This window comes from Pseudomonas sp. MWU16-30323 (assembly GCF_020515595.1).
GTDB classification, from domain to species: Bacteria; Pseudomonadota; Gammaproteobacteria; order Pseudomonadales; family Pseudomonadaceae; genus Aquipseudomonas; species Aquipseudomonas yamanorum.
In genome coordinates this window covers 306975-331929 of sequence record NZ_JAIWYM010000004.1, presented here as the reverse complement: position 1 = coordinate 331929, position 24955 = coordinate 306975, and the positions used below count along the sequence as shown (strand labels likewise).

20 protein-coding genes are annotated in these 24955 nt (G+C 62.9%); 13 read left to right on the top strand and 7 right to left on the bottom strand.

Translation table 11 applies throughout. The features are described 5' to 3' along the window. Positions 1 to 70: 70 nt before the first annotated feature. The 11 genes from aroQ (at position 71) to LIY45_RS07860 (ending at position 13159) form a co-directional block, all read left to right on the top strand. A complete protein-coding gene (aroQ, locus tag LIY45_RS07910) occupies positions 71 to 526 on the top strand; it encodes a type II 3-dehydroquinate dehydratase (protein ID WP_017478426.1) in 456 nt (151 codons plus the stop codon). A gap of 25 nt (positions 527 to 551) precedes the next feature. Next, a complete protein-coding gene (accB, locus tag LIY45_RS07905; protein ID WP_003217309.1) occupies positions 552 to 1013 on the top strand; it encodes an acetyl-CoA carboxylase biotin carboxyl carrier protein in 462 nt (153 codons plus the stop codon). A gap of 17 nt (positions 1014 to 1030) precedes the next feature. Continuing rightward, positions 1031 to 2392, top strand: coding sequence for an acetyl-CoA carboxylase biotin carboxylase subunit (gene accC / locus LIY45_RS07900; protein WP_010174033.1), 1362 nt, complete (start codon positions 1031 to 1033; stop codon positions 2390 to 2392). 276 nt (positions 2393 to 2668) lie between these two features. Then, positions 2669 to 3547, top strand: coding sequence for a 50S ribosomal protein L11 methyltransferase (gene prmA, locus LIY45_RS07895; RefSeq protein WP_017478425.1), 879 nt, complete (start codon positions 2669 to 2671; stop codon positions 3545 to 3547). 30 nt (positions 3548 to 3577) lie between these two features. Beyond that, positions 3578 to 4840: a DUF3426 domain-containing protein gene (locus LIY45_RS07890; RefSeq protein WP_226475890.1), complete on the top strand. Its 1263-nt coding sequence runs from the start codon at positions 3578 to 3580 to the stop codon at positions 4838 to 4840. Between the two features lie 185 nt (positions 4841 to 5025). Next, positions 5026 to 6039, top strand: coding sequence for a tRNA dihydrouridine synthase DusB (dusB, locus tag LIY45_RS07885; protein WP_017478423.1), 1014 nt, complete (start codon positions 5026 to 5028; stop codon positions 6037 to 6039). Next, positions 6036 to 6356, top strand: coding sequence for a DNA-binding transcriptional regulator Fis (fis, locus tag LIY45_RS07880; RefSeq protein ID WP_003186237.1), 321 nt, complete (start codon positions 6036 to 6038; stop codon positions 6354 to 6356). The genes dusB and fis overlap by 4 nt, the downstream gene beginning before the upstream one ends. An 81-nt stretch (positions 6357 to 6437) precedes the next feature. Next, positions 6438 to 8045 carry a bifunctional phosphoribosylaminoimidazolecarboxamide formyltransferase/IMP cyclohydrolase gene (gene purH, locus LIY45_RS07875; RefSeq protein WP_017478422.1) on the top strand — a complete coding sequence of 536 codons (1608 nt, stop codon included), beginning with the start codon at positions 6438 to 6440 and terminating at the stop codon, positions 8043 to 8045. Between the two features lie 184 nt (positions 8046 to 8229). After that, positions 8230 to 9522 carry a phosphoribosylamine--glycine ligase gene (gene purD, locus LIY45_RS07870; protein ID WP_226475889.1) on the top strand — a complete coding sequence of 431 codons (1293 nt, stop codon included), beginning with the start codon at positions 8230 to 8232 and terminating at the stop codon, positions 9520 to 9522. Between the two features lie 102 nt (positions 9523 to 9624). Continuing rightward, complete coding sequence (locus LIY45_RS07865) at positions 9625 to 12399, top strand: hybrid sensor histidine kinase/response regulator (RefSeq protein ID WP_226475888.1); 2775 nt, start codon at positions 9625 to 9627, stop codon at positions 12397 to 12399. Between the two features lie 163 nt (positions 12400 to 12562). Further along, complete coding sequence (locus tag LIY45_RS07860; protein ID WP_003217330.1) at positions 12563 to 13159, top strand: MarC family protein; 597 nt, start codon at positions 12563 to 12565, stop codon at positions 13157 to 13159. 1 nt (position 13160) lies between these two features. Here LIY45_RS07860 and LIY45_RS07855 read toward each other — a convergent pair whose 3' ends face one another. The 5 genes from LIY45_RS07855 to cobG form a co-directional block, all read right to left on the bottom strand. Then, positions 13161 to 13952: a hypothetical protein gene (locus tag LIY45_RS07855; protein ID WP_226475887.1), complete on the bottom strand. Its 792-nt coding sequence runs from the start codon at positions 13950 to 13952 to the stop codon at positions 13161 to 13163. A 302-nt stretch (positions 13953 to 14254) separates the two neighbouring features. Beyond that, positions 14255 to 15895, bottom strand: a complete 1641-nt coding sequence (gene cobJ, locus LIY45_RS07850; protein WP_226475886.1) for a precorrin-3B C(17)-methyltransferase — start codon at positions 15893 to 15895, stop codon at positions 14255 to 14257. After that, positions 15895 to 16626, bottom strand: coding sequence for a precorrin-2 C(20)-methyltransferase (locus LIY45_RS07845; RefSeq protein WP_063033329.1), 732 nt, complete (start codon positions 16624 to 16626; stop codon positions 15895 to 15897). The genes cobJ and LIY45_RS07845 overlap by 1 nt, the downstream gene beginning before the upstream one ends. Then, positions 16626 to 17252 (bottom strand): precorrin-8X methylmutase, encoded by a 627-nt coding sequence (locus LIY45_RS07840; protein WP_226475885.1) that lies wholly within the window; start codon positions 17250 to 17252, stop codon positions 16626 to 16628. Before LIY45_RS07840 ends, LIY45_RS07845 begins: the two co-directional genes overlap by 1 nt. Beyond that, positions 17245 to 18546, bottom strand: coding sequence for a precorrin-3B synthase (cobG, locus tag LIY45_RS07835; RefSeq protein ID WP_226475884.1), 1302 nt, complete (start codon positions 18544 to 18546; stop codon positions 17245 to 17247). Before cobG ends, LIY45_RS07840 begins: the two co-directional genes overlap by 8 nt. Positions 18547 to 18641: 95 nt before the next feature. Between cobG and cbiE the strand changes: the two genes are divergently transcribed. Further along, positions 18642 to 19847 (top strand): precorrin-6y C5,15-methyltransferase (decarboxylating) subunit CbiE, encoded by a 1206-nt coding sequence (gene cbiE, locus LIY45_RS07830; protein WP_226475883.1) that lies wholly within the window; start codon positions 18642 to 18644, stop codon positions 19845 to 19847. After that, on the top strand, positions 19844 to 20563 hold the full coding sequence (locus LIY45_RS07825; protein ID WP_226475882.1) for a cobalt-precorrin-6A reductase: 720 nt from the start codon (positions 19844 to 19846) through the stop codon (positions 20561 to 20563). The genes cbiE and LIY45_RS07825 overlap by 4 nt, the downstream gene beginning before the upstream one ends. Before the next feature lie 146 nt (positions 20564 to 20709). Here the strand turns inward: LIY45_RS07825 and LIY45_RS07820 are convergent, their stop codons facing one another. Together LIY45_RS07820 and LIY45_RS07815 are read right to left on the bottom strand one after the other, a co-directional pair. Beyond that, the gene (locus LIY45_RS07820) at positions 20710 to 23793 is read right to left on the bottom strand and encodes a MexW/MexI family multidrug efflux RND transporter permease subunit (RefSeq protein ID WP_226475881.1); all 3084 of its coding nucleotides are present in this window, start codon (positions 23791 to 23793) and stop codon (positions 20710 to 20712) included. Then, a complete protein-coding gene (locus tag LIY45_RS07815; protein ID WP_226475880.1) occupies positions 23790 to 24941 on the bottom strand; it encodes an efflux RND transporter periplasmic adaptor subunit in 1152 nt (383 codons plus the stop codon). The genes LIY45_RS07820 and LIY45_RS07815 overlap by 4 nt, the downstream gene beginning before the upstream one ends. Positions 24942 to 24955: the final 14 nt, after the last annotated feature.

Sequence of the window (24955 nt, the reverse complement as noted above, 5' to 3'; positions counted from 1 at the left end):
ACAGTCACAAAGGCTTTGCGGCATAGTCGCCGGGTTCTACCGTGCCCACATCAATAACAAGGAACAGCCGATGGCGACCTTACTGGTTCTTCACGGACCCAACCTGAACCTGCTCGGCACCCGCGAACCGGGCGTCTACGGGTCAGTGACCCTCGAACAGATCAACCTCGATCTGGAACGACGGGCACGTGATGCCGGCCACCATCTGCTCTACCTGCAAAGCAATGCCGAGTACGAACTGATTGATCGCATCCATGCCGCGCGCAGCGAAGGCGTGGACTTTATCCTGATCAATCCCGCCGCTTTTACGCACACAAGCGTTGCATTACGTGACGCGCTGCTGGCGGTGAGCATCCCATTCATCGAAGTGCATTTATCGAACGTGCACAAACGCGAACCTTTCCGCCATCACTCTTACTTCTCCGACGTTGCGGTAGGAGTGATCTGCGGCCTTGGCGCCAGCGGTTACCGACTGGCCCTGGAGGCCGCCCTGGAACAGCTTGAAGACACGGCCAAGCGCCCCTGACCGACCCTTTGGGAGTTGATGATTCATGGATATCCGTAAAGTTAAGAAACTGATCGAACTGCTGGAAGAATCCGGTATCGACGAGCTGGAGATCAAGGAAGGCGAGGAATCCGTACGGATCAGCCGTCACAGCAAGACCCCGGCCCAACAGTTCTACGCACCGCAGATGCAAGCGCCGGCTCCGGCCGCTGCGCCAGTGGCTGCTGCTCCGGTTGCGGCTGCTGCCGAAGCCCCTGCTGCGCCAAAACTGAACGGTTTCGTGGTCAAGTCGCCAATGGTCGGTACCTTCTACCGCACCCCGGCACCGACCTCGCCAGCCTTCGTTGAAGTCGGCGCAACCGTGAAAGTGGGCGACACCATCTGCATCGTTGAAGCGATGAAGATGATGAACCACATCACGGCTGAAAAAGCCGGCGTCATCGAATCCATCCTGGTAGAAAACGGTCAGCCGGTTGAGTACGACCAGCCGCTGTTCACCATCGTTTGAACCGCGGAGCGCCTTCGATGTTGAAACCTGCGAAGAAACTGCAAAAAGTCCTGATCGCCAACCGCGGCGAGATCGCGCTGCGTATCCTGCGCGCCTGTAAGGAAGAGGGCATCAAGACCGTCGCTGTTTACTCGACGGCCGATACCGAATTGATGCACGTGAAACTGGCGGACGAAAGCATCTGCATCGGCCCGCCACTGGCCACGAATTCGTACCTGAAAGTCTCGAACATCATCGCCGCCGCCGAAGTGACCGGCGCCGATGGTATTCACCCGGGCTACGGCTTCCTCGCGGAAAACGCCGATTTCGCCGAACAGGTGGAGAAATCCGGGTTTGCCTTCATCGGCCCCAAAGCCGAAACCATTCGCCTGATGGGCGACAAGGTATCGGCCAAGGACGCCATGATCGCGGCCGGCGTGCCAACCGTTCCAGGTTCCGACGGCCCGCTGCCTGAAGACGAGGCAACCGCCCTGCGCATTGGTCGCGAAGTCGGTTACCCGGTGATCATCAAGGCCGCCGGCGGCGGTGGTGGTCGCGGCATGCGCGTGGTGCACAAGGAAGAAGACCTGATCGAAGCCGCCAAGCAGACCCGCTCCGAAGCGGGCGCCTGGTTCGGCAACCCGATGGTCTACCTGGAAAAGTACCTGACCAACCCACGTCACGTGGAAGTGCAGGTACTGTCCGACGGCCAGGGCCACGCCATCCACCTGGGCGACCGCGATTGCTCGCTGCAACGTCGTCACCAGAAGGTTCTGGAAGAAGCGCCGGCACCGGGCCTGGATGAAACTGCTCGCCAGGAAGTACTGGCTCGCTGCGTCAAGGCGTGCATCGACATCAACTACCGTGGCGCGGGCACTTTCGAGTTCCTGTACGAGAACGGCCGTTTCTACTTCATCGAGATGAACACTCGTGTGCAGGTAGAGCATCCGGTTTCGGAAATGGTCACCGGTATCGACATCGTCAAGGAGATGCTGAGCATCGCCGCGGGCAACAAGCTGTCGTTTACCCAGGATGATGTGAAGATCCACGGCCACTCCCTGGAGTGCCGGATCAACGCCGAAGACCCGAAAACCTTTATCCCAAGCCCTGGCCTGGTCAAGCATTTCCACGCGCCCGGCGGCAACGGCGTCCGTGTGGATTCGCACCTGTACAGCGGCTACAAGGTTCCGTCCAACTACGACTCGCTGATCGGCAAGCTGATCACCTGGGGCGCCACCCGCGACGAGGCCATGGCCCGTATGCGTAACGCCCTGGACGAAATCGTGGTAGACGGCATCAAGACCAACATCCCGTTGCATCGGGATCTGGTTCGCGATGAAGGCTTCTGCGAAGGTGGTGTGAACATTCACTACCTGGAACACAAGCTGGCTAATCAGTAAGCGAAGTGATCCACCCCACAAAGCCGCCTTCGGGCGGTTTTGTTGTTTGTGGGATACAAAAAACACCACAAAACCCTGTGGGAGCTGGCTTGCCTGCGATGGCGGTGGGTCAGTGAGGTAATGCTCCGCTGACACTCCCCTATCGCAGGCAAGCCAGCTCTCACATTTAGCCTGCGTTCAGTCAGTGGTGTCGTCTTCTGCCCGCCGCTCGCGTAAACTTGCGCGTCTTTCGCAGCCCTACCCCGCTGCACACTCATTTTTTCAAAGGTGCCCGCCATGCCTTGGCTGCAAGTCCGTCTCGCCATCAGCCCAGAACAAGCCGAAACCTACGAAGACGCGTTCCTCGAAGTGGGCGCCGTGTCGGTGACCTTCATGGACGCCGAAGACCAGCCGATCTTCGAGCCCGAGCTCAACACCACCCCGCTGTGGTCCCACACCCATCTGCTGGCCCTGTTCGAAGACGGCACCGATGCCGCCAGCGTGCTGGCCCATATGGAACTGCTCACCGGCGGCCCACTGCCGGAACACCACAGCGAAATCATCGAAGACCAGGACTGGGAACGCAGCTGGATGGACAACTTCCAGCCGATGCGTTTTGGCCAGCGCCTGTGGATCGTGCCGAGCTGGCACGCCGCCCCCGAGCCTGACGCCGTCAACCTGCTGCTGGACCCGGGCCTGGCCTTCGGCACCGGCACTCACCCGACCACCGCCCTGTGCCTGGAATGGCTCGACGGCCAGGACCTGAAAGACTGCAACGTGCTGGACTTCGGCTGCGGCTCGGGGATCCTGGCCATCGCCGCCCTGCTGTTGGGCGCCAAGGAAGCCGTCGGTACCGATATCGACGTGCAAGCCCTGGAAGCCTCCCGCGATAACGCTGGGCGCAATAACATCGCCGAAGAGAAATTCCCGCTGTACCTGCCGGAGCAATTGCCCCAGGTGCAGGCCGACGTACTGGTGGCCAACATCCTCGCCGGGCCGCTGGTCGCGTTGGCACCGCAGCTGTCAAGCCTGGTCAAGCCGGGCGGCCGCCTGGCGCTGTCGGGCATCCTCGCCGAACAAGGCGAGGACGTGGCCGCCGCCTACGCCCAGGATTTCGAGCTGGATCCGATCGCCAACCGCGATGGCTGGGTACGCATCAGTGGTCGTCGGCGCTAGAATGAGCGCCTGCATGAATCGGATGGCCGCATGACCGACAGTTTCGTCACCCAGTGCCCACATTGCCAAGCACGCTTTCGCGTCAACCACGCTCAATTGAGCGTGGCCCGTGGCGTGGTGCGCTGTGGCTCATGCCTGCAAGTGTTCAATGCCGCTCGCCAACTGCTGGAGCAGCGTGGCAGTACGCCCGCGCCCCAGGCACTCCCGGCGGTAGCGCCACCGCCAGCAGCAGAACCGCCACCCGAGGCACCCCGGGCCATCAGCCAGAAGCAGTGGACCTCCGAAGAGCTTGACCTGGATAACCTGGACCTCGACGAAGAACTGGCCAAGCTGGAACGTCGCGAGATTCAGCACACCCAGCCGGTAGGAGCCGATCGTCGCCAACCCGGCGCCGACCGTCGGCAAAAGGAAGACGCCCTCAGCGCCAGCCGCGATACGGCCAAGGCCGAGGAAGAGCAATGGGCTGCCAGCCTGTTCAGTGAGCCACGGGATGAACGGGCGCAAGCCCCGCAACCGGCCGATGATGAACCGCAACCGGCCAAGGCAGGCCCCGGCAAACCCAAGCGCACCGAACCGTCGATGTCGTTTGAAGCGGTCGAGCCCGACGACGAACCAGCGCTGCACGCCAACACCACCGATGACGAACTCGATCCACCGGTAACCGCCGTAGCAGAAGAGCCGGAACCCGAACAACCGGAACGCCCGCAGCCCAAACGCAAGCGCCCTCGCCCCGAGGCCGGCGTCCACGACGACCTGCTTTCGGACCTGGAAGACGATCCGCTGCACCTCTACTCCCAGAAGCGCGCCTCCGGCTGGGGTCGCCGCCTGTTCTGGGGCTTGCTGGTGTTGCTGGCTGCCGCCGGCCTGGCGGGACAATACGTCGCCTACCAATTCGACGACCTGGCACGCCAGGACGCCTACCGCCCATGGTTCCAGGAACTGTGCCCGAAACTGGGCTGCACTGTGCCCTCACGGGTCGATATCGCCCACATCAAGAGCAGCAATCTGGTGGTGCGCAGCCACCCGGAGTTCGCGGGCGCCCTGGTGGTGGACGCGATCATCTATAACCGCGCGACTTTCTCCCAACCGTTCCCGCTGTTGGAGCTGCGCTTTGCCGACATGAACGGGAATATGATCGCCAGTCGTCGCTTCAAGCCCGCCGAATACCTCAGCGGTGAGTTGGCCGGCGTAACCGAGATGCCCTCCCAGACGCCGATCCACATTGCCCTGGACATCCTCGACCCGGGAAACAAAGCGGTGAATTACAGCCTGAGCTTCCATTCTCCCGAGTGATCCGGCACACGGGGCAAGGTTTGACGGCGGATTCTTGACTGCACCGCCCTTGACCAAACCAGCGGCGATAAGAAAATAACTGTTCAGATTTTATCCAATTCAGCCTTTATCCAGTCATCGAGAGCGGGTATCATGCCAACCCTTTTTCGAACTCTAATGATCCGGCCCCACAACAGGGAAGTCCTATGTCGGCGGTACGCATCGGCCCATACACATTGCACAACGGCTTGATCCTCGCCCCGATGGCGGGCGTCACCGACCAGCCCTTTCGTCAGCTTTGCAAACGTTTGGGCGCAGGGCTTGTAGTCTCGGAAATGGTGACCAGCGACATGAGCTTGTGGAACACCCGCAAATCGCGGATGCGCATGATCCACGAAGGTGATCCCGAGCCCCGCTCGGTGCAGATCGCCGGCGGTGATGCGCAAATGCTGGCGGATGCGGCCCGGGCCAACGTGGAGTTGGGGGCGCAGATTATTGATATCAACATGGGTTGCCCGGCCAAGAAGGTCTGCAACAAGGCCGCAGGTTCTGCCCTGTTGAAGGATGAGCAGTTGGTGAGCGAGATCCTGCATGCCGTGGTCGCTGCAGTGGATGTGCCGGTCACCCTGAAGATCCGCACCGGTTGGGACCGGGACAACAAGAATGGCCTGACGGTGGCGAAGATCGCCGAGCAGGCGGGCATTACAGCGCTGGCAGTGCATGGCCGCACCCGCGCCGACCTTTACACCGGTGAAGCCGAGTACGACACCATTGCCGCGATCAAGCAGGCGGTGTCGATTCCCGTCTTTGCCAACGGCGACATCGATTCAGCCGAGAAAGCCCGGCGCGTGCTGCACGCGACCGGCGCCGATGGCCTGTTGATTGGCCGCGCGGCCCAGGGGCGGCCGTGGATTTTTCGTGAGATCGAGCATTTTCTGCGTACCGGCGAAACCTTGCCGGCACCGGAGCTGATCGAGGTGGAACGTATTCTGCTAGAGCATCTGGCCGCGCTGCACGCCTTCTATGGAGACGTGATGGGCGTACGCATTGCTCGCAAGCATGTGGGCTGGTATCTCGCAACCTTGCCGGGCGCCAAGGAGTTTCGCGCCCACTTCAATCGTTTGGATGATACGGAAGCACAGTGCGCCAACGTTCGTGAGTTCTTCACCGAGCGTTACAAGAGCCTGGTGACAGGGGACGGAGAAGGGGTGGCCGCATGACGATGATGACCGAGACTTTAGTGAGTGGAACAACACCCGTGAGCGACAACGTCAATTTGAAACAGCACCTCAACACGCCGAGCGAAGAAGGCCAGACCCTTCGCGGGAGTGTCGAGAAGGCGCTGCACAATTATTTCGCCCACCTTGAGGGCGCTGCCGTCACGGACGTGTACAACCTGGTGCTCTCCGAAGTCGAAGCGCCGTTGCTCGAAAGCGTAATGAACTACGTCAAGGGCAACCAGACCAAGGCCAGTGAGCTGCTCGGTCTGAACCGTGGGACGCTGCGCAAGAAACTCAAGCAGTACGATTTGCTGTAAGCATTCAATCAAACCAGAAAGGCGCCCGCGTAAAAACGGACGCCTTTTTTGCTGACTCCTTTGCTTTTGATGGAAATTGAAATGACCGACCAGACTACCCGCCTGCCGATCCGCCGTGCCTTGATCAGTGTCTCCGACAAGACCGGCATCCTCGAATTTGCCCGGGAGCTGGAAGCCCTGGGCGTGGAGATTCTCTCCACCGGCGGGACCTTCAAACTGCTGCAGGACAACGGCGTGGCCGCAGTGGAAGTGGCGGACTACACCGGTTTCGCAGAAATGATGGACGGTCGGGTCAAGACCCTGCACCCGAAAATCCACGGCGGGATCCTCGGTCGTCGCGGTATCGACGACGCCATCATGAGCGAGCACGGCATCAAGCCGATCGACCTGGTGGCCGTTAACCTGTACCCGTTCGAAGCCACCATCAACAAGCCAGGCTGCGACCTGCCGACCGCCATCGAAAACATCGATATCGGCGGCCCGACCATGGTTCGCTCGGCAGCCAAGAACCACAAAGACGTGGCCATCGTGGTGAACGCCAGCGACTACGCCAACGTACTGGAAAGCCTGAAAGCCGGAGGCCTGACCTACGCCCAGCGCTTCGACCTGATGCTCAAGGCCTTCGAACACACCGCCGCCTACGACGGCATGATTGCCAACTACATGGGCACCGTGAACCAGGCGGCCGAAACCCTGAGCACTGAAGGTCGCAGCCAGTTCCCGCGCACCTTCAACAGCCAGTTCATCAAGGCCCAGGAAATGCGCTACGGCGAGAACCCGCACCAGAGCGCGGCGTTCTACGTTGAGGCCAAGCCTGCTGAAGTCGGCATCGCCACCGCGACCCAACTGCAAGGCAAAGAGCTGTCCTACAACAACGTGGCTGACACCGACGCCGCGCTGGAATGTGTGAAGAGCTTCGTCAAGCCGGCCTGTGTGATCGTCAAGCACGCCAACCCGTGCGGCGTGGCCGTGAGCCCGGACGCTGAAGGCGGTATCCGCCAGGCCTACGAACTGGCCTACGCCACCGACACCGAATCGGCCTTCGGCGGCATCATCGCCTTCAACCGTGAGCTGGACGCCGAGACCGCCAAGGCGATCGTTGAGCGTCAGTTCGTTGAAGTGATCATTGCCCCATCCGTCAGTATCGAGGCCCGTGCCATTGTTGCTGCCAAGGCCAATGTGCGCCTGCTGGCCTGCGGCGAGTGGTCGGCTGAGCGTGCCGCTGCCTGGGACTACAAGCGCGTCAACGGCGGCTTGCTGGTACAGAGCCGCGACATCGGCATGATCGGCAGCGCCGACCTGAAAGTAGTGACCAAGCGCGCCCCGACCGAACAGGAAATCAACGACCTGATCTTCGCCTGGAAAGTCGCCAAGTACGTTAAATCCAACGCCATCGTCTACGCCAAGAATCGCCAGACCATCGGTGTTGGCGCCGGCCAGATGAGCCGCGTGAACTCGGCGCGTATCGCTGCGATCAAGGCTGAACATGCCGGCTTGCAGGTTGCCGGTTCGGTGATGGCGTCCGACGCATTCTTCCCGTTCCGCGACGGCCTCGACAACGCCGCGAAAGCCGGTGTTACCGCCGTGATCCAGCCAGGCGGCTCGATGCGTGACGCAGAAGTGATTGCAGCGGCTGATGAAGCCGGCATCGCCATGGTCTTCACCGGCATGCGCCACTTCCGTCACTGAGCCAACTCGATCGAAATGTGGGAGCCGGTTTTGTGGCGAGGGAGCTTGCTCCCGCTGGGGTGCGAAGCGCCCCCAAAAGCGGGCTCCAGCTGCGCTGTCGAACGGGAGCAAGCTCCCTCGCCACAAGAGTCCGGCTCCACATTAAAGCGCTCGTGCAGCGCCCACAGAATTTGAGGTTTTTGAAATGAATGTTTTGATCATTGGCAGCGGTGGCCGTGAACACGCCCTGGCCTGGAAAGTTGCCCAGGACCCGCGCGTCCAGAAAGTGTTCGTCGCCCCCGGCAACGCCGGTACCGCCATTGAAGCCAAGTGCGAAAACGTCGCCATCGACGTGTTGGCCCTTGAGCAACTGGCGGACTTTGCCGAGAAAAACGTTTCCCTGACCATCGTCGGTCCGGAAGTGCCCTTGGTGGCTGGCGTCGTGGACCTGTTCCGCAGCCGTGGCCTGGACTGCTTCGGCCCAACCGCCGGCGCTGCCCAGCTGGAAGGCTCGAAAGCCTTCACCAAGGATTTCCTGGCACGCCACAAGATCCCGACCGCCGATTACCAGAACTTCACCGAGATCGAGCCGGCCCTGGCTTACCTGCGTGAGGTCGGTGCACCGATCGTGATCAAGGCCGACGGCCTGGCCGCCGGCAAAGGCGTGATCGTCGCGATGACCCTGGCTGAAGCCGAAGACGCCGTGCGCGACATGCTCGCCGGCAACGCTTTCGGTGAAGCCGGTTCCCGGGTGGTGATCGAAGAGTTCCTCGACGGCGAAGAAGCCAGCTTCATCGTGATGGTCGACGGCAAGAACGTACTGCCGATGGCCACCAGCCAGGACCACAAGCGTGTGGGCGACGGCGACAGCGGCCCGAACACTGGCGGCATGGGCGCTTACTCCCCGGCTCCGGTAGTGACTGCCGAAGTGCACAAGCGCGTGATGGACCTGGTGATCTGGCCAACCGTGCGCGGCATGGCCGAAGAAGGCAATGTGTACACCGGCTTCCTGTACGCCGGCTTGATGATCGACAAGGCCGGCAACCCGAAAGTCATCGAGTTCAACTGCCGCTTCGGCGATCCGGAAACCCAACCAGTGATGCTGCGTCTGCAATCGAGCCTGGTACTGCTGGTGGAAGCGGCGCTGGCCCAGGCCCTCGACAAGGTCGAAGCCCAGTGGGACCCGCGCCCAAGCGTCGGCGTCGTGCTGGCCGCTGGCGGCTACCCGGCCGACTACGCCAAGGGCGATGTGATTGAAGGTCTGGAGGCGGCTGCTACGCTGGAAGGCAAGGTGTTCCACGCGGGCACCGCGCTCAAGGATGGCAAGGTCGTCACCGCCGGTGGTCGCGTATTGTGCGCCACCGCCATGGGCAGCAGCGTAGATGCCGCCCAGCAACAGGCTTACAAGCTGGCGGCGAAGATCGACTGGAAAGGCTGCTTCTACCGCACCGACATTGGCTACCGCGCCATTGCCCGTGAGCGTGGCGAAAGTCAGTAAACAGCTATCCGTTCGGTTAGGCAGGGGCCCTTGGCCCTTGCCCTACGCTTGTGGCCCCGCGCATAGTTATACCCATGCATCAACCTACGAAGGGATTTCGCCGTGCGCTGGCTCAGGATCGCCATAGGTTTCACTGTCAGTCTGCTGACCTTGCTCTGCTTGCTTCCGGCCCAGGCCGCGGCACAAGGCAGTGGCTGGGCGGTATTGCTTGACGAACAGGCCGATCTGCAACTGAGCGACATCCGCTCGCCCCGCTACATCAATCAATTCAGCCCCATCGAACTGGACCGGATTACCGCCGCGCAACCGGACGGTGCGTTATGGGTGCGCTTCAGGCTGCAACCCGGCAAGCACGAGCAAGTGCTACGGGTATTCGCCCCAGACCTGGCACACCTGAACCTGTACGTGCTCGACGGCGACACCCTGGTGGAGCAGCAAGCCACCGGCACCCGCCAGCCCCAGGCCGAGCGCCCGCTGCCCAGCAGCGACTTCATGCTGCCGATGCCCCAAAGCCAGAAGCCGCTGGACGTGTACCTGCGCATGGTCTCGGAACACGAGCTGCGCCCCTACATCACCCTGGAGCCCGCCGTACTCGCCGCGGCCAACCAGAACCAGACGCTGATCTACGGGCTGCTGTTCGGCTGCCTGGTGATGCTGATCCTGCATAACCTGACCCGCTACGCTTACCATCGCTCCCGCAGCAGCCTGTGGCTCGCCGCCTGCGAAGTGTTGTTGCTGCTGAGCCTGGCGCTGCTGCTCAACCTGGTCGGGCCGTGGCTGCCGAACTGGCACGCGGTACAAACCCCTGGTGCATACCTCGCCCTGCTGCTGACGGCGCCGTGCGGGCTGATGTTTGCCTATCGCTTCTTTGCGCCCCTTGGCCCGCATCCGCTGAACAAGCTGTTGATGGCCGACATTCTGCTGATCGTTCTCAGCGGGCTGTTGCTGCTGTTCGTCAACACGCTGCCACTGAACATCATCACCTACGCCCTGGTGGCGCTGGCCGGCCTGAGCATGCTGTTCGTCTCGGCCTATCACTGGCAAAAAGGTTATCGCCCGGCGCGCCTGTTCATGGTGGCGATGGTGATTTTCAACATCGGCACGCTGATTATCCTGCCGGCCTTGCTGGGCCTGACATTGGTGGCGCCCCAAGGCTTGATCGTCACCCTGCTCGGTTTTATCTGCCTCAGCGGCCTGTTGATGAGCCTGGCCTTGGGCGAACGCCAGCGCGCCATCACCGAAGACAACTTCAGCCTCAGCCGCGACCTGGCCGCCAGCAATGCCGAAATCGCCGCCAAGGCCGAGTTCCTGGCGAAGATCAGCCACGAAATCCGCACCCCCATGAACGGCGTGCTGGGCATGACCGAGTTGCTGCTGGGAACGCCACTGTCGGTCAAGCAGCGCGACTACGTGCAAACCATCCACAGTGCGGGCAACGAATTGCTCACGTTGATCAACGAGATTCTCGACATCTCCAAGCTCGAATCCGGGCAGATCGAACTGGACGACGTGCAGTTCGACCTCAATGCGTTGATCGAAGACTGCCTGAGTATTTTCCGCGCCAAGGCCGAGCAGCAAAACGTCGAGCTGATCAGCTTTATCCAGCCCCAGGTGCCACGAGTCATCAGCGGCGACCCGACGCGCCTGCGCCAGGCGCTGTTGAGCCTGCTGGAAAACGCCCTGCAAAAGACCGATGAAGGTGAAGTGCTGATCGTCGTGGCGCTGGACGAGCGCAGCAGCAAGCCGCGTTTGCGAATTGCGGTGCAAGACAGCGGCCTGCCGATGGAGCCCGCCGAGCGCGACGCCCTGCTGCACAGCGAATTGCACAGCAAGAATTTCCTGTCTGCCACACGTTTGAGCGGCCATCTGGGCCTGGTCATTGCCCGCCAGTTGATCCTGCTGATGAACGGCGAGTTCGGCATCAAGAGTGGCAGCCAACAAGGCAGCACCCTGTGGCTGACCCTGCCACTGGACCCGGAACGTCTCGAACATCCCACCTCCGACCTCGACGGCCCGCTCAAGGGCGCGCGCGTGCTGGTGGTGGACGACAACGACACCTGCCGCAAAGTGCTGGTGCAGCAATGCACGGCCTGGGGCCTGAACGTGAGTGCCGTGCCTTCGGGCAAGGAAGCCCTGGCGCTGCTGCGCACCAAGGCGCACCTGCGGGATTACTTCGATGTGGTGCTGCTGGACCAGAACATGCCCGGCATGACCGGCATGCAACTGGCGGCGAAGATCAAGGAAGACCCGAGCCTGAACCACGACATCTTGCTGATCATGCTCACCGGCATCAGCAATGCGCCGAGCAAGATCATCGCGCGCAACTGCGGGATCAAACGCATCCTCGCCAAACCCGTGGCCGGCTACACCCTCAAGACCACCCTGGCCGACGAGTTGACCCAGCGCAGCAAGGGCACTGTGCAACCGCGCCAGGCGGCGATCAGCGCGCCGGTCCCGGTGACCGTGCCGAATGACTTCCGGATTCTGGTGGCCGAAGACAACAGCATCTCCACCAAGGTGATTCGCGGCATGCTCGGCAAGCTCAACCTGCAGCCGGACACCGCGAGCAATGGTGAAGAAGCGTTGCAAGCGATGAAAACCCAGCGGTATGACCTGGTGTTGATGGACTGTGAAATGCCGATTCTCGACGGCTTCTCCGCCACCCAGCAACTGCGGGCGTGGGAAGTCAGCAACCAGCGCATTCGTACGCCGGTGGTGGCGCTGACGGCGCACATTCTTTCGGAGCACAAAGAGCGTGCGCGCCAGGCCGGGATGGACGGGCACATGGCCAAGCCGGTGGAGTTGTCACAGTTGCGCGAGCTGGTGGAGTACTGGGTGGCACAGCGCCAACAGCGGCCAGAGCACGCGCCTACCTGACCTGAAATACGCTCTCCCTGTGGGAGCTGGCTTGCCTGCGATAGCGGTGCATCAGACACCTGATTTTTTGGCTGATACACCGTCATCGCAGGCAAGCCAGCTCCCACATTTGTTCCGTGGCGCCTGATAGACTCCCCACTCGTCCCCGCCGCGAGCCGCGCCCATGCTCCATGTGCTATTCAGCGTTTACCTGAAGATGCTGGTGCTCTACAGCCCCTTCTTCGTGCTTTCCTGCTTTATCAGCCTGACTCGTGGTTACTCCAGCAAGGAGCGGCGGCGCCTGGCCTGGAAAGTGGCCCTCGCCACCCTGGTATCAAGCGTGTTGCTCTACCTGTTCGGCCGGGTGATTTTCAGTGTGTTCGGCATCACCGTCGACGCCTTCCGCATCGGCGCCGGCAGTGTGCTGTTTATCTCCGCCCTGGGCATGGCCCAAGGCAAGTCGGCGGTGCAGACCGACAACGTGCAGCAGGACGTGACCATCGTCCCGCTGACCATCCCCCTGACCGTCGGCCCCGGCACCATCGGTGCGCTGCTGGTGATGGGCGTCAGCCAGCCGCACTGGGACGACAAGATCACCGCCATCCTCAGCATCGCCCTGGCCAGCCTTACGGTGGGCGTGGTGCTGTACCTGTCCAACCGTATCGAACGCATTCTCGGCGACCAGGGCCTGCAGATTGTCAGCCGCTTGATGGGGTTGTTTGTGTGCGCCCTGGCCGCACAAATCATCTTCACCGGGGTACGCGGTTACCTGGTGCCGTAGGTCAAATCCTGTATTGGGCGATGGCCAGGCGGACCTTGTCCCCTGCGCTGTCGCGCATCAATTGAATCGTGGCTTCGTTGACCACCGAACTGTTCAGCACCAGGCAGGTGCGGCCACTGAAGGCTTCAACGGACGCGCTGTCCCACTCCAGAAACGGCATGCCCCACTGCTTGCTGACGCCGTGGGAGCTGTAAGTCACCAGCACCATCGACACTTCCCCCGCCGTTTCCGAACAGGATGCCAAGCCGAAATCGCCGCCCTCACGGGTCGTGGTATTTCGTTTGAATAACTCAAATGAGGCCGGGAGCTGTTTCAAGGCTTCGATAGCCTCCCCCACCCGCTTGGGCAGTACACTGATCAATGGCCCCGACAGGAACGTCGAGGCCACGGTGGCCGCCACCAGGTTCAGCGCCGCCAGCTGCACCGACAATCCTTTGCGGGTCGTGTATACCCGCTCGAAACTGCTCCTGACCGGCATCCAGCCCAGGCTGCTCATCACCTTGATGAATTCGTTGTACCAGGCCTCCGTTCCCCGGGCGATCCGCAACACATCACTGACGTAGCTGCTCGCCAGCAAATAGCTTTTGCGGGTGTACTCCTTGTTGAGGCTCGTCATGCCTTCCACAAACGACATGACACTGTTGTTCACCACTGCCGCGTTCAGCTCATCATCACCGTCGAGCTTCTCCGGCGCGCGCAACCCCGACGCCAGGCCGGGCGCGCCCGGAAGCCGGTAGGCGGCAATCAGCTTCCTCCTTTTTGCGCTGTTGATCCGTCTGTTATTTCGCTCCATAGCCATTTCTCCATAACCCCCAACATGGGGCTTAACGCCAACACTAGTCGACTTGCCGGGGATTTTGAGCTGCTGGAAATTGACCACGGGACGCGCCGCGACCCGCCGGAAAAATCACTGCAGAGGGCACAGATGAGTAAACGCTGGGGATGAGGCGACGGCGCACAAAGACGCCGTGCTTTTCTTCAAACCGTAGAGAAAGGTATGACGTGAGTCGATGCAAAAAAACCTCGGCAAGCAGACCTTTCCGGCATCAATGACTGACGTTTCAAGGCGGCCCCATGGCGAGGCCGCCGTCGTTTTCAGGAGACCGGTTTCTCGCCATACCAACGTGGCGTATACACCCACTCGCCACCACCCGCCCGCGCAAAGACACAGGTGGTGGACGATCCGATCAGCACCATGGTGCGCATGTCCACCTGCTCCGGGGTCAGTTGCCCCAGGGTGGTGACTCGCAGGGTCTGGCCCGGTCGACCGATATCGCGCCCCAACACCACCGGCGTCTCGGCCGTGCGGTGCTGCGCGACGATCTCCAGGGCGCGCCCCAACTGCCAGGGCCGAGCACGGGAAATCGGGTTGTAGAACGCCAGCGCCAGGTCGGCCTGGGAAGCCAGGTCCAGGCGCTTCTCGATGATCGACCAGGGCTTGAGGTTGTCCGACAGCGACATCACGCAGAAGTCATGCCCCAGCGGCGCCCCCGCCTGCGCCGCCGTGGCGAGGGATGCCGACACACCCGGCAGGATTTCCAGGTCGACCTGATGCCAGGCCGGGTCGCTGGACTCATGCAGGGCCTCGATCACCGCAGCCGCCATGGCGAATACGCCTGGGTCACCCGAAGACACCACCACCACCGAACGCCCCTGCGCCGCCAGCTCAAAGGCATGACGGGCGCGCTGCATCTCTTCGCGGTTGTCGGTGCAATGCTGGATTTGATCCGGGCGGAACGGCCCCGCCATGCGCACATAGGTTTCGTAACCCAGCACGTCGGTGCAGCGGGCCAGTTCAGCCTTCACCGCTGGCACCATCAGTTCCGCAGCGCCGGGGCCCAAACCGATGACCGCCAGGCGGCCGCGGGGGCGACCGATCAGGGACAGGTCCAGCGGTGCATCGGCCACCGTAATGGCGATGTCCGTTTGGGTCGGCAAACCGGCGAAGCGCAACGGTACGCCCAACTCGATTGAAGCCTCATGCAGCGACGAATCGGCCATCTCGGTTTCAGCCGCCAGCAGACACGCCAGGGACTGCACGGCGAGCCCTGCATCCTGCAACGCCGCACGAATGCGCGCGGCCAGTTGCGGCCCCGGCTGGCAGGTGACCAACACGTTCTTCGGATAAATCAGTAGCTCATTAGCCGCAGGCGTACGCTCGGCACTGCTGACGTGAATCGCCAGACGCGCCTGCTGGTCCTGGGGCAAGTTGGCCTGATCCAGCCACGGCGCCGCGCCTTCAATGCGGACCGATTCCCCCGCCAGCAAATCGGAAACAAAGCGTTTGCCCAGTTCCAGATCGCCGAGCTGATAACCGCTGGGCGGGTTGAGCAAGCAGGTGCCGAAACGCAGTTCGCCACTGGTGGTGATCGCGGCGGCCACGCCCAAGGCCGCGGCGATTTCCCGCGCCATTACGTTCACGCCCCCCAGGCCACCGAGCAGCGGCACTACGGCGCTGCCGTCTTCGGCAACTGCCAGCACCGCAGGCTCGACGCCCTTCTCCAACAGCAGCGGCGCCAGGGTGCGGATCACAATTCCGGCGGCGCACAGGGCGATGATCGGCGTGCCCTGTTGATACAACTGGCGCACGGTGACACCGAATTCGTTATAGGCCTGATCCGCACCTTCAACCCGTCCGGCCAGGCCGTGGATCAGTGCGGCGGGATACACCTGCTGGATAGCCCGGGCAGTGGCGAGGCTGCCCTGCCCCAGAATGACAATCGCGGGAGCCGTCATCAGCCTTGCCACCTTTCACCGGGAACGATGATCAGCGAGAAATACGGCGAAGACGTTGGATCGACCTGGTCCAGGGCGACGATTTTCTGATTGGCCATGGTCGCGCGCTCGACGTACAACGCCCGGCTCGCCAGCCCCAGCTCTTCCAATACCTGACGCACCTTGGTGAAGTTGCGGCCCAGCTTCATGATCACCGCCGCGTCGGCATCCGCCAGGCGACGCTTGAGTTCGTCATGGGGCAACACGCCGGAGAGCACCGACAGGCTCTGGTTGCGATACACCAACGGCGCCCCCAGCACGGACGCGCCGCCGAGCATCGAGCACACACCCGGGATCACCTGAGCGTCGTAGCGCTCGGCCAGGCGGTCATGCAAATACATGTAGGAGCCGTAGAAGAACGGGTCACCTTCGCAAATCACCGCCACATCGCGCCCGGCATCCAGGTGTGCGGCAACGTCGACACTGGCGGTGTCGTAGAAATCACTGATCACTTGCTCGTAGGACAGCGGCGCGGGCAACACTTCAGTGGTCACCGGGTACACCAGCGGCATCAGGGTTTGCTGCGGCACCAAATGGTCTTCGATGATGCCGAACGCGTTGCCTTTCTTGCCCTTGGCCACGAAGTACGCCACCACCGGCGATTCCCGCAGCAGGCGCAGGGCTTTCAGGGTGATCAGTTCCGGGTCACCGGGGCCTACGCCCAGGCCAATCAAACGTCCGCGTGCCGGCATTATTCGACCTCCGTGGCCAAGGCGTTGACCGCGGCGGCGGCCATCGCACTGCCGCCCAGGCGGCCCTGCATGATCACGAACGGTACGCCGCGGCTGTCTGCCGCCAGCATCGCCTTGGATTCGGCGGCGCCGACAAAGCCCACCGGAAAACCGAGAATCAGCGCGGGTTTTGGCGCCCCGGCGTCGAGCATTTCCAGCAGGTAGAACAGCGCTGTCGGCGCATTGCCGATCACCACCACGCTGCCTTCCAGGTGCGGGCGCCACAGCTCCAGGGCGGCGGCGGAACGGGTGTTGCCCAGCTCGCGGGCCAACGCCGGCACGCTGTCATCGCGCAGGGTGCAGATCACCTGATTGTTGGCCGGCAGGCGCGTACGGGTCACGCCTTCGGAAACCATCCGCGCATCACACAGGATCGGCGCGCCGACGGCCAGGGCTTCGCGCCCGGCCCTGCCGGCACCTTCGGAAAATTGCAGGCCGTCGATGGCGTCGACCATGCCGCAGGCATGAATCACCCGCACGGCGAGTTTTTCCAGGTCGGCAGGAATGCGATCCAGCTTGGCTTCTGCGCGAATGATCGCGAAGGAGTTGCGATAGATCTCCTGACCGTCGCGGATGTAATCAATCATCGGTGTTGCTCCGTGGGTGGGCGCGCAACAAGGCGCCCGCCGCTTCAATGGAAAGAGTGCGCGCGTGCAGGCGGCCAAAACCGGGCTGGCCTGCGTCGCGGAAATAGAGGTCGTAGTGGCCGGGGCTTACCGCCAGCAAGGTGACGGGCGCGGTGTGTGCGGCGGCGCAGGAACGTGGGCAGCCGGACAGGTGCACGCTGTGGCCGGGCGCGAGCGTTGCCAATTGCAGGGCGTCGGTCTTGGTGTCGGCCAGGCCTTTGGCGCATCCGCTGGAGCCGGTGCAGGCGATCAGGCGCGCCAGGGGCTGGTCCACCGAGCACAAAAAGCCAAGCCGTTCGAGGCGTTCAATGACAGCCGCCGCGTCACGGATATTGGGCAGCAGCAGGCCCTGCCATGGCGTGACACGCAGGGTAGCGTCGCCATGGTCGACGGCCAGCTGCGCGGCGCCCCTGAGCATCGCCGAATCCAGGCGGCCCAAGGGGGCGACGGCAGCGACGTAGACTCGATTTTTTTGCCGCTGTGGATAACTTCCCAGGTGCAGCGGCGCGGGGTTGGAATGGCGTGAAAAGCCGTCAACCGGCTGCAACGGCAGGTTTAGCCGCCCGAGAACGTTATCCACAGCCGTTTCAGCCAGCAGGTGGCGCATGCGGGTTTGATCGGGCCGGGCCAGTTCAAGGAACCGCTCCAGAACCGCCACCACCAGTGCATGCCCTTGCGCCAAAGGCACGGCGGCCAATGGCGCGTCCTGCGCCGGGCAGCCTGCCAGGCCGAATGCCAACAGCGTCTGGCCATTGGCGTCGAACGCCGACAGCCACAGGTCGTGATGATGCTCGAGCATCGCCAGGGCTTCACCGCCGTCCAGTTGCACGGCGAACTTGGCTGACAGCTCATGGAATCGCGGGTGGGTTTCCAGGGTGGCGAGGATTTCGTCGGCCAGCGGCCGTGTGTCGAACAGCATCTCGCGGTCGATGCCGGCGCTGGGGCTGAGCATCAGGTTGCGCACATCGTCACCGGCGGCGCTTCTGGGCCCAAGGTCAGCGGCCAGCAAGGCGGCGATCAATGCGTCCTGTTCGGCACCTATCCCGCGAATCTGCAGGTTGGCGCGGTTGGTCGCCTCGATTACCCCGCCGGCATGGGCATGGGCCGCATCAGCCACGGCAAAGGCCTGCTCGGCGCGGATCGAACCACCGGCCAGCTTGATCCGGCAAATCCCGCCATCCAGCGCCTGGACAATACGCAGCAACCCCGGACAGGCCGAGGGGCGCAAGGTATTGGACGGTGGTATTGGTTTCACAGGGCTACCGGTTCACGGGTAAAGGCGCGGTATTATGCCTGCTTTGTCCGGCGGCATGAAAAGCCTGCCCGTCGGATGTCGTTCAAGGAATTCATATGTCGCCCTGGCTGACGGTAGTAGGCATCGGTGAAGACGGCTTCAAGGGCCTGGGCAGAAACGCCCGGCATGCCCTGCTGCGCGCCTCGCGCATTGTTGGCGGCCAGCGCCAGCTGGACTTGTTGCCGGTATGTATCCGTGGCGAACGCCAGCTGTGGCCGAGCCCGTTTTCCCTGGAACCGGTGCTGGCCAGGCGCGGTGAAGCGGTGTGCGTGCTGGCCAGCGGCGATCCGATGTTCTATGGCGTAGGCGCGAGCCTGGCGCGGCAGGTGCCCGCCGATGAGCTGCTGATTCTGCCGGCGCCTTCGTCGGTGTCATTGGCGGCGGCGCGTTTGGGCTGGCCGCTGCAGGACGTGGTGACGCTGTCGGTGGTTGCCCGGCCATTGGCGGCGCTGAATGCGCACCTGGCCAGCGGCGTGCGCATGCTGGTGCTGAGCAATGACGGCCAGAGCCCGGCGGCGATGGCGGCGCAGTTGGCTGAGCGTGGCTTTGGCGCAAGTCGCCTGAGGGTGTTTGAACACCTCGGTGGACCGGATGAGCGGCACCTCGACGGCATCGCCCGGGATTGGCCAGGTGAACCGATTGCGGCATTGAACCTGGTGGCCATCGACTGCGTCGCCGACGCCAACACAGCCCGCCTGTCACGCCTGGCGGGGCTGCCGGACTCGGCCTTCAAGCACGATGGCCAACTGACCAAACGTGACGTGCGCGCCATGACCCTCGCCCGCCTCGCGCCGATGCCCGGCGAACTGCTGTGGGACGTCGGCGCGGGCAGCGGCTCCATCGGGATCGAATGGATGCGTGCCCACCCCAGTTGCCGAGCGCTGGCCATCGAAGCCGATGAAGGCCGGCAACTGTTGATCGAACACAACCGCGACGCCCTTGGCGTCCCCGGCCTGCTACTGATTCGCGGCACGGCGCCCCATGCACTGAACGGGCTGGAAGCGCCCGACGCTATCTTCATCGGCGGCGGCGTCACCCGCGACGGCGTGCTCGACACCTGTTGGCAACAACTGCGCCCCGGCGGTCGGCTGGTGGCCAACGCCGTGACCCTGCAAAGTGAAATGACCCTGATGGCCTGGCGCGAACAACACGGCGGCGAACTGACCCGCATTCATGTAGCCCAGGCCCAGCCGCTGGGGGACTTTGATACCTGGCGCCAGGCGCTGCCGATCACTCTGCTGGAAGTGATCAAGCCGCTATGAAACGCATCCTGCTGCTGGGCGGCGTGACGGAAGCCCTGGCCATTGCCCGCACACTGGGGCCGGAGCATATCTACAGCCTGGCCGGTGTTGGTCGGGTGCCGACCGACCTTACTTGTGAAGTGCGCGTCGGCGGCTATGGCGGCGCTGAGGGCCTGGCGCAGTTTATTCGCGACGAAGGCATCGAACGGGTGGTGGACGCGACTCATCCGTATGCCGCGCAGATCAGCGCCAACGCGGCCCGCGCCGCGGGTAGGTGCGGCATTCCCTGCTGGGCCCTGCGCCGCCCGGCGTGGCAGCCACAGGCCGGTGATGACTGGCGCGAGGTCAGTGACTGGGCGGAGTTGATCGAAGCCCTGAAACCCTTCAAGCGGCCGCTGTTCACCCTGGGGCGCGAACCGTTGCAGCACCTCGACGAAATCCCCGCCGAGCAGTTCTGGACGCTGCGCGCGCTGGACGTATACCCGGGCAATGAACGTTGCGAAGTGATCGGTGCCCGTGGGCCGTTTTTGATCGAGGATGAGCGGGCGTTGTTTGAGCGCCGGCAGATTGATGTACTGATCAGCAAGAACAGCGGCAGCAGCGCCACGGAGCCAAAGCTGGAAGTGGCGCGGGAACGTGGGGTGCCGGTGCTGGTGTTGAAGCGGCCGGTGTTGCCGGAGGTGGACCGGGAGTTCACGACCGTCAACTCGGTACTACAAGCCTTACAGTCGTTATGACCTGACACGAACAAATGCCAAGTCGCAACTCAGCCGGTTGGCCGAGGCCAGTGCATCAATGAGGTTGACCAACAGGTCTTCGGTGCGGATTCCATCGGCTACAGGCACTGACTGAAACGGGCGTCCTCAGGACGCCCGTTTTGCTTTTAAGCTTGAGGCTTGAAGCCAGCGGCTGTTTTCTCTATCACCTCCCAATCAATTACCGGCTTATGCGCTCGTGACAGCAGGGTGTAGACCGACGGCAACACGAACAGCGTAAACAAGGTGCCCACCAGCATCCCGATAACGATCACAAGCCCCAGGCCAAATCGGCTGCTGGCGCCGGCGCCGGACGAGAACAGCATCGGTACCAGGCCAACCACCATCGCGGCGGTGGTCATCAGGATCGGGCGTAGACGAATTCGCGCTGCGCGGATGATCGCCTGGGCCGGCGTGCAGCGGTATAGCGGCTGTAACTCGTTGGCGAACTCGACCATCAAGATCCCGTGTTTGCTGATCAGTCCGATCAGCGTCACCAAGCCAATCTGCGTGTAGATGTTGATCGTGGCCAAACCCAGGGCCAGCGGGATCAACGCGCCGCAGATCGACAGCGGCACCGTGATCAGGATGATCAGTGGATCGGTCAGGCTTTCATACTGCGCGGCCAGCACCATGTAGATCACGATCAGCGCAAACAGGAACGTCAGCATCAACGCATTGCCTTCGTGAATGAACTGGCGCGAATCGGCCTGCCAGTCATGGCTGAAGCTGGCCGGCAGCTGCTGGCTGTGCGCCTGCAAAAACGCCACCGCCTGACCCAGGCTGACCCCCGGCGCCGGGATGCCCTGGAAGGTCGCGCTGTTCTGCTGATTGAACTGCTTGAGCTTGTTGGGCTCGATCACGCTGTGCAGGCTGACCACGGTCGACAGCGGCACCTGCTGGCCGGCGTCGGTATCGAGGTAGAAGGCATTCAGGTCCTGGGGCGTGAGGCGGCGCGACGCCTGGCTCTGGGGGATCACATCATATGAACGGCCCTGCAAGGCGAAGCGGTTGGTGTAATTTTCGCCGATCAACACCGCCAGGGTGCTGCCGATGTCCTGCATGCGAATCCCCAGGCTGTTGGCCTTGCTGCGGTCGATGCGCACCTGGGTCACCGGGTTGTTGAAGGCCAGGTCACTATCGACCACCGCAAACAGGCCGCTGGCCCGCGCCTGGGTCTTCAGCTCTTCCATGGCCTGGTACAACGAGCGGTAGTCCTCGGTGCTGCGCATCACCAGTTGTACCGGCAAACCGCCGGTCGAAGCGGGCAGTGGCGGCAACTGGAACACAAAGATCGAGTTGCCCTCCACCGCATCCACGCTCTGTTGCAGTTCGGCCTGGATACTCGCGGCGCTGCGTGAACGTTGCGACCACTCGCTGAAGTTGACGCCGGCGAAGCTGGCCGCCACCCCGTCGTTGCCATTGATGATCCAGGTACTGACGGTCTCCGGCAGTTGGCCGAGAATCTCGCTCAACTGATAGGCGTAGCGCTCCACGTAATCGAGGTTGGCGTGTTGCGGTGACTTGATCGCCAGCAGCAGGTTGCCCTGGTCCTCATTCGGCGCCAGTTCCTTGCTGGCCTGCCCGTACAGCCAGGGCAGGCTGATCAGCACCAGTGCGCCCAGCAGCAGGATCAGCCCTCGCCTGCGCAACGAGCCGAGCAGCGCGCGCTGGTAGAGGCGCGCCAGACGCTGGAAGAAGCGCTCGGCCAGGCGGCTCATGCGCCCTTCGTGTTCCTGGCTGGGCAGCAGCTTGGCGCACATCACCGGGGTCAGGGTCAGGGCGATGACCCCGGAGACCAGCACCGCGCCGGCCAGGGTCAGGGCGAACTCCTTGAACAACGCGCCGGTCAGGCCGTTCATCAGTCCGATGGGCATATAGACGGCGGCCAGGGTGATGGTCATGGCGATCACCGGCGAAGCCATTTCCCGTGCGCCGAACAGCGCGGCTTGCAGGGCCGTGCGGCCTTCCTTGAGGTGACGGTGGATGTTCTCCATCACCACGATGGCGTCATCCACCACCAGGCCGATGGCCAGCACCATCGCCAGCAGCGTCAGCAGGTTGATGCTGAACCCGAACAACGTCATCAGCCCCAAAGCGCCGAGCATCGACAGCGGGATGCTGACGATGGGGATGATCACGCTGCGCACCGAGCCCAGGCACAGGTAGATGATCACCACCACGATCAGGATCGCTTCGATGAGGGTCTCGATCACTTCGATGATCGACGCCTCGATAAAGTGCGCGGTCTCAAACGCCAGCGCCACCTTGACTCCCGGCGGCAAGGTTTTCTCGATGGCCGGCAGCAGGCGCTTGATATCGGCGACGATCAGCAGCGGGTTGCCCTTGGGCGTTGCATACAGCCCCAGGTGTACCGCCGGCTTGGCATCCATCAGGGCACTGGTTTCATAGGCCGCCGAGCCGAGCTCGACGGTGGCGATATCGCGCAGGCGCAGCAGGTGGTCACCATTGTTGCTGATGACCATGTTGCGAAATTCATCCAGGCTGCTCAGGTCGGTATTGACCTGGATCGAGGAGACCACGTACTGGCCCTTGATCTGCCCCGGTGCTGCCTGGAAGTTATTGTCGCGGATGGCCTGTTCGACCTGAGCCGCGCTGATGCCGTGGCCTGCCATGCGCTGCGGATCGAGCCACAGGCGCATCGCGAGGCGCTGGCCGCCGAAGGTCTCGACCTTGGCCACACCCTCGATGGTGGAAAACAGCGGCTGCACCACGCGACTGAGGTAATCGCTCAAGGCCGAAGCGCTGAGCGAATCACTGGAAAACCCCACATAGGCCACGGCCGTTGCGTCGCCGGCGGAGCGCTCGATCACCGGGTCGTAGGCCTGTTCCGGCAGGCGATATTTGACTTGGTTGACCTTGGCAATCACATCGCTCAGGGCCTTGGCCGAATCCTGATTAAGGGCCATGCGCAAGGTGATCTGGCTGCGTCCCTGCACCGAGGTCGAGCTGACGTAGTCCACGCCTTCCACCGAGGCCAGGGACTGGTTGATCGGCTGGGTCACAAAGCCTTGCATCAGCTCGGCGGGGGCGCCGGGATAGTCAGTGGTGACGCTGATCACCGAGCTTTCCAGCAGCGGGTACTGGCGCACGGGCAGGTCGAGGTAAGCCTTGAGGCCGGCCAGCACGATCAGCAGGCTGACCACAAGCGCCAGCACCGGGCGGCGCACAAAGAGGTCGGTGAATTTCACGGTTGCTCTCCGGACATGCTCAGCCGTGGGGGCGTGTTGGCGTCGTTCAACACCGTGCGCTCAAGGGGTTCGATGGCGGCGCCGTCGCTGAGCTTGATCTGCCCGGAAATCACCACCTGTTCACCCGGATTCAACCCCGAGTCGATCACTACCCGGCCCTCCCGGCGTTCGCCGGTCTTGACCAGCACGCGCCGTGCAATAGGCGGGGTGTTGGCGTCTGGCGAGGGTTGCACCACAAACACATCTTCACCATAGGCGTTATAGGTGATCGCGGTTTCCGGCACGGTCAGGGTATTGCTCGGCAGCGGCTGGGGCAGGCGCACTTTGGCGAACATGCGCGGCAAGGCGCCGGGCGTCGGCGCTTGCAGCAGCGCCTGGACACTCAAGGTGCGCGCGCGATCGAGGAACGGGTCGATGCTGCTGATGCGCGCGGTGTAGCGTTGCCCCGGCAGGGCATCGAGCTGCACGTTCACGCGGTTGCCGACCTTGAGTTGCGCCAACGCTTGTTCCGGCACGCTGAAATTGACGTACAGGCCTTGGTCGCCCACCAGGTTGATCAGGCTGTCGCCCGGATTGACGTACTGCCCCAAGTGCACCTTGCGAATCCCCAAGGTGCCGGCGAAAGGGGCGCGGATGGTCAGTTGATCAATCTGCGCCTTGAGTTCCTGCAGGGCTCCTTGAGCCGTGGTGTACTCGGTCTGGGCATTGTCGAAGGCTTCGTGGGAGATGGCGTTGACCTTGACCAGGCTGCGCGAACGTTCCAGCTTGACCTTGGCGTTTTCCAGCTCGCTTTGCAGGCGCATCAGGCTGCCGCGCTGTGGCGCGTCGTTGAGCTTGACCAGCACTTGGTCCCGCTCGACACGCTGGCCGGATTCCACCGGCAATTGCACCACGCGCCCGCCGACTTCGGCGGGCACGCTCACCTGATGCACCGCCTCCAGTTCGCCAATGGCCTCCAGGTAGCGGGTGAACGGTGCATCGCTGACTGGCGCAATCGCGACTTTTATCGGCGCCGGGGCGTAGGAGGCAACGGCCGGATGGCTCCAGCGCCATAAGCCCCAGGCCAGGGCGAGCAACAGGAGCGCGGCGATCAGCAATGCCACGGTGGTTCGGGAAACGGCACGTCCCGGAGTGCTGACGTGAGGCATAAGCTTCATTCCTT

Excerpts from the sequence above, each read along its gene's own strand:
- fis (WP_003186237.1), top strand. The coding sequence starts at position 6,036 with ATGACGATGATGACCGAGACTTTAGTGAGTGGAACAACACCCGTGAGC.
- LIY45_RS07855 (WP_226475887.1), bottom strand. The coding sequence starts at position 13,952 with ATGGAGCGAAATAACAGACGGATCAACAGCGCAAAAAGGAGGAAGCTG.
- prmA (WP_017478425.1), top strand. The coding sequence starts at position 2,669 with ATGCCTTGGCTGCAAGTCCGTCTCGCCATCAGCCCAGAACAAGCCGAA.
- purD (WP_226475889.1), top strand. The coding sequence starts at position 8,230 with ATGAATGTTTTGATCATTGGCAGCGGTGGCCGTGAACACGCCCTGGCC.
- accC (WP_010174033.1), top strand. The coding sequence starts at position 1,031 with ATGTTGAAACCTGCGAAGAAACTGCAAAAAGTCCTGATCGCCAACCGC.
- accB (WP_003217309.1), top strand. The coding sequence starts at position 552 with ATGGATATCCGTAAAGTTAAGAAACTGATCGAACTGCTGGAAGAATCC.
- dusB (WP_017478423.1), top strand. The coding sequence starts at position 5,026 with ATGTCGGCGGTACGCATCGGCCCATACACATTGCACAACGGCTTGATC.
- LIY45_RS07840 (WP_226475885.1), bottom strand. The coding sequence starts at position 17,252 with ATGATTGATTACATCCGCGACGGTCAGGAGATCTATCGCAACTCCTTC.
- LIY45_RS07890 (WP_226475890.1), top strand. The coding sequence starts at position 3,578 with ATGACCGACAGTTTCGTCACCCAGTGCCCACATTGCCAAGCACGCTTT.
- LIY45_RS07815 (WP_226475880.1), bottom strand. The coding sequence starts at position 24,941 with ATGCCTCACGTCAGCACTCCGGGACGTGCCGTTTCCCGAACCACCGTG.
- cobJ (WP_226475886.1), bottom strand. The coding sequence starts at position 15,895 with ATGACGGCTCCCGCGATTGTCATTCTGGGGCAGGGCAGCCTCGCCACT.
- LIY45_RS07860 (WP_003217330.1), top strand. The coding sequence starts at position 12,563 with ATGCTCCATGTGCTATTCAGCGTTTACCTGAAGATGCTGGTGCTCTAC.
- purH (WP_017478422.1), top strand. The coding sequence starts at position 6,438 with ATGACCGACCAGACTACCCGCCTGCCGATCCGCCGTGCCTTGATCAGT.
- aroQ (WP_017478426.1), top strand. The coding sequence starts at position 71 with ATGGCGACCTTACTGGTTCTTCACGGACCCAACCTGAACCTGCTCGGC.
- LIY45_RS07825 (WP_226475882.1), top strand. The coding sequence starts at position 19,844 with ATGAAACGCATCCTGCTGCTGGGCGGCGTGACGGAAGCCCTGGCCATT.
- cbiE (WP_226475883.1), top strand. The coding sequence starts at position 18,642 with ATGTCGCCCTGGCTGACGGTAGTAGGCATCGGTGAAGACGGCTTCAAG.
- LIY45_RS07845 (WP_063033329.1), bottom strand. The coding sequence starts at position 16,626 with ATGCCGGCACGCGGACGTTTGATTGGCCTGGGCGTAGGCCCCGGTGAC.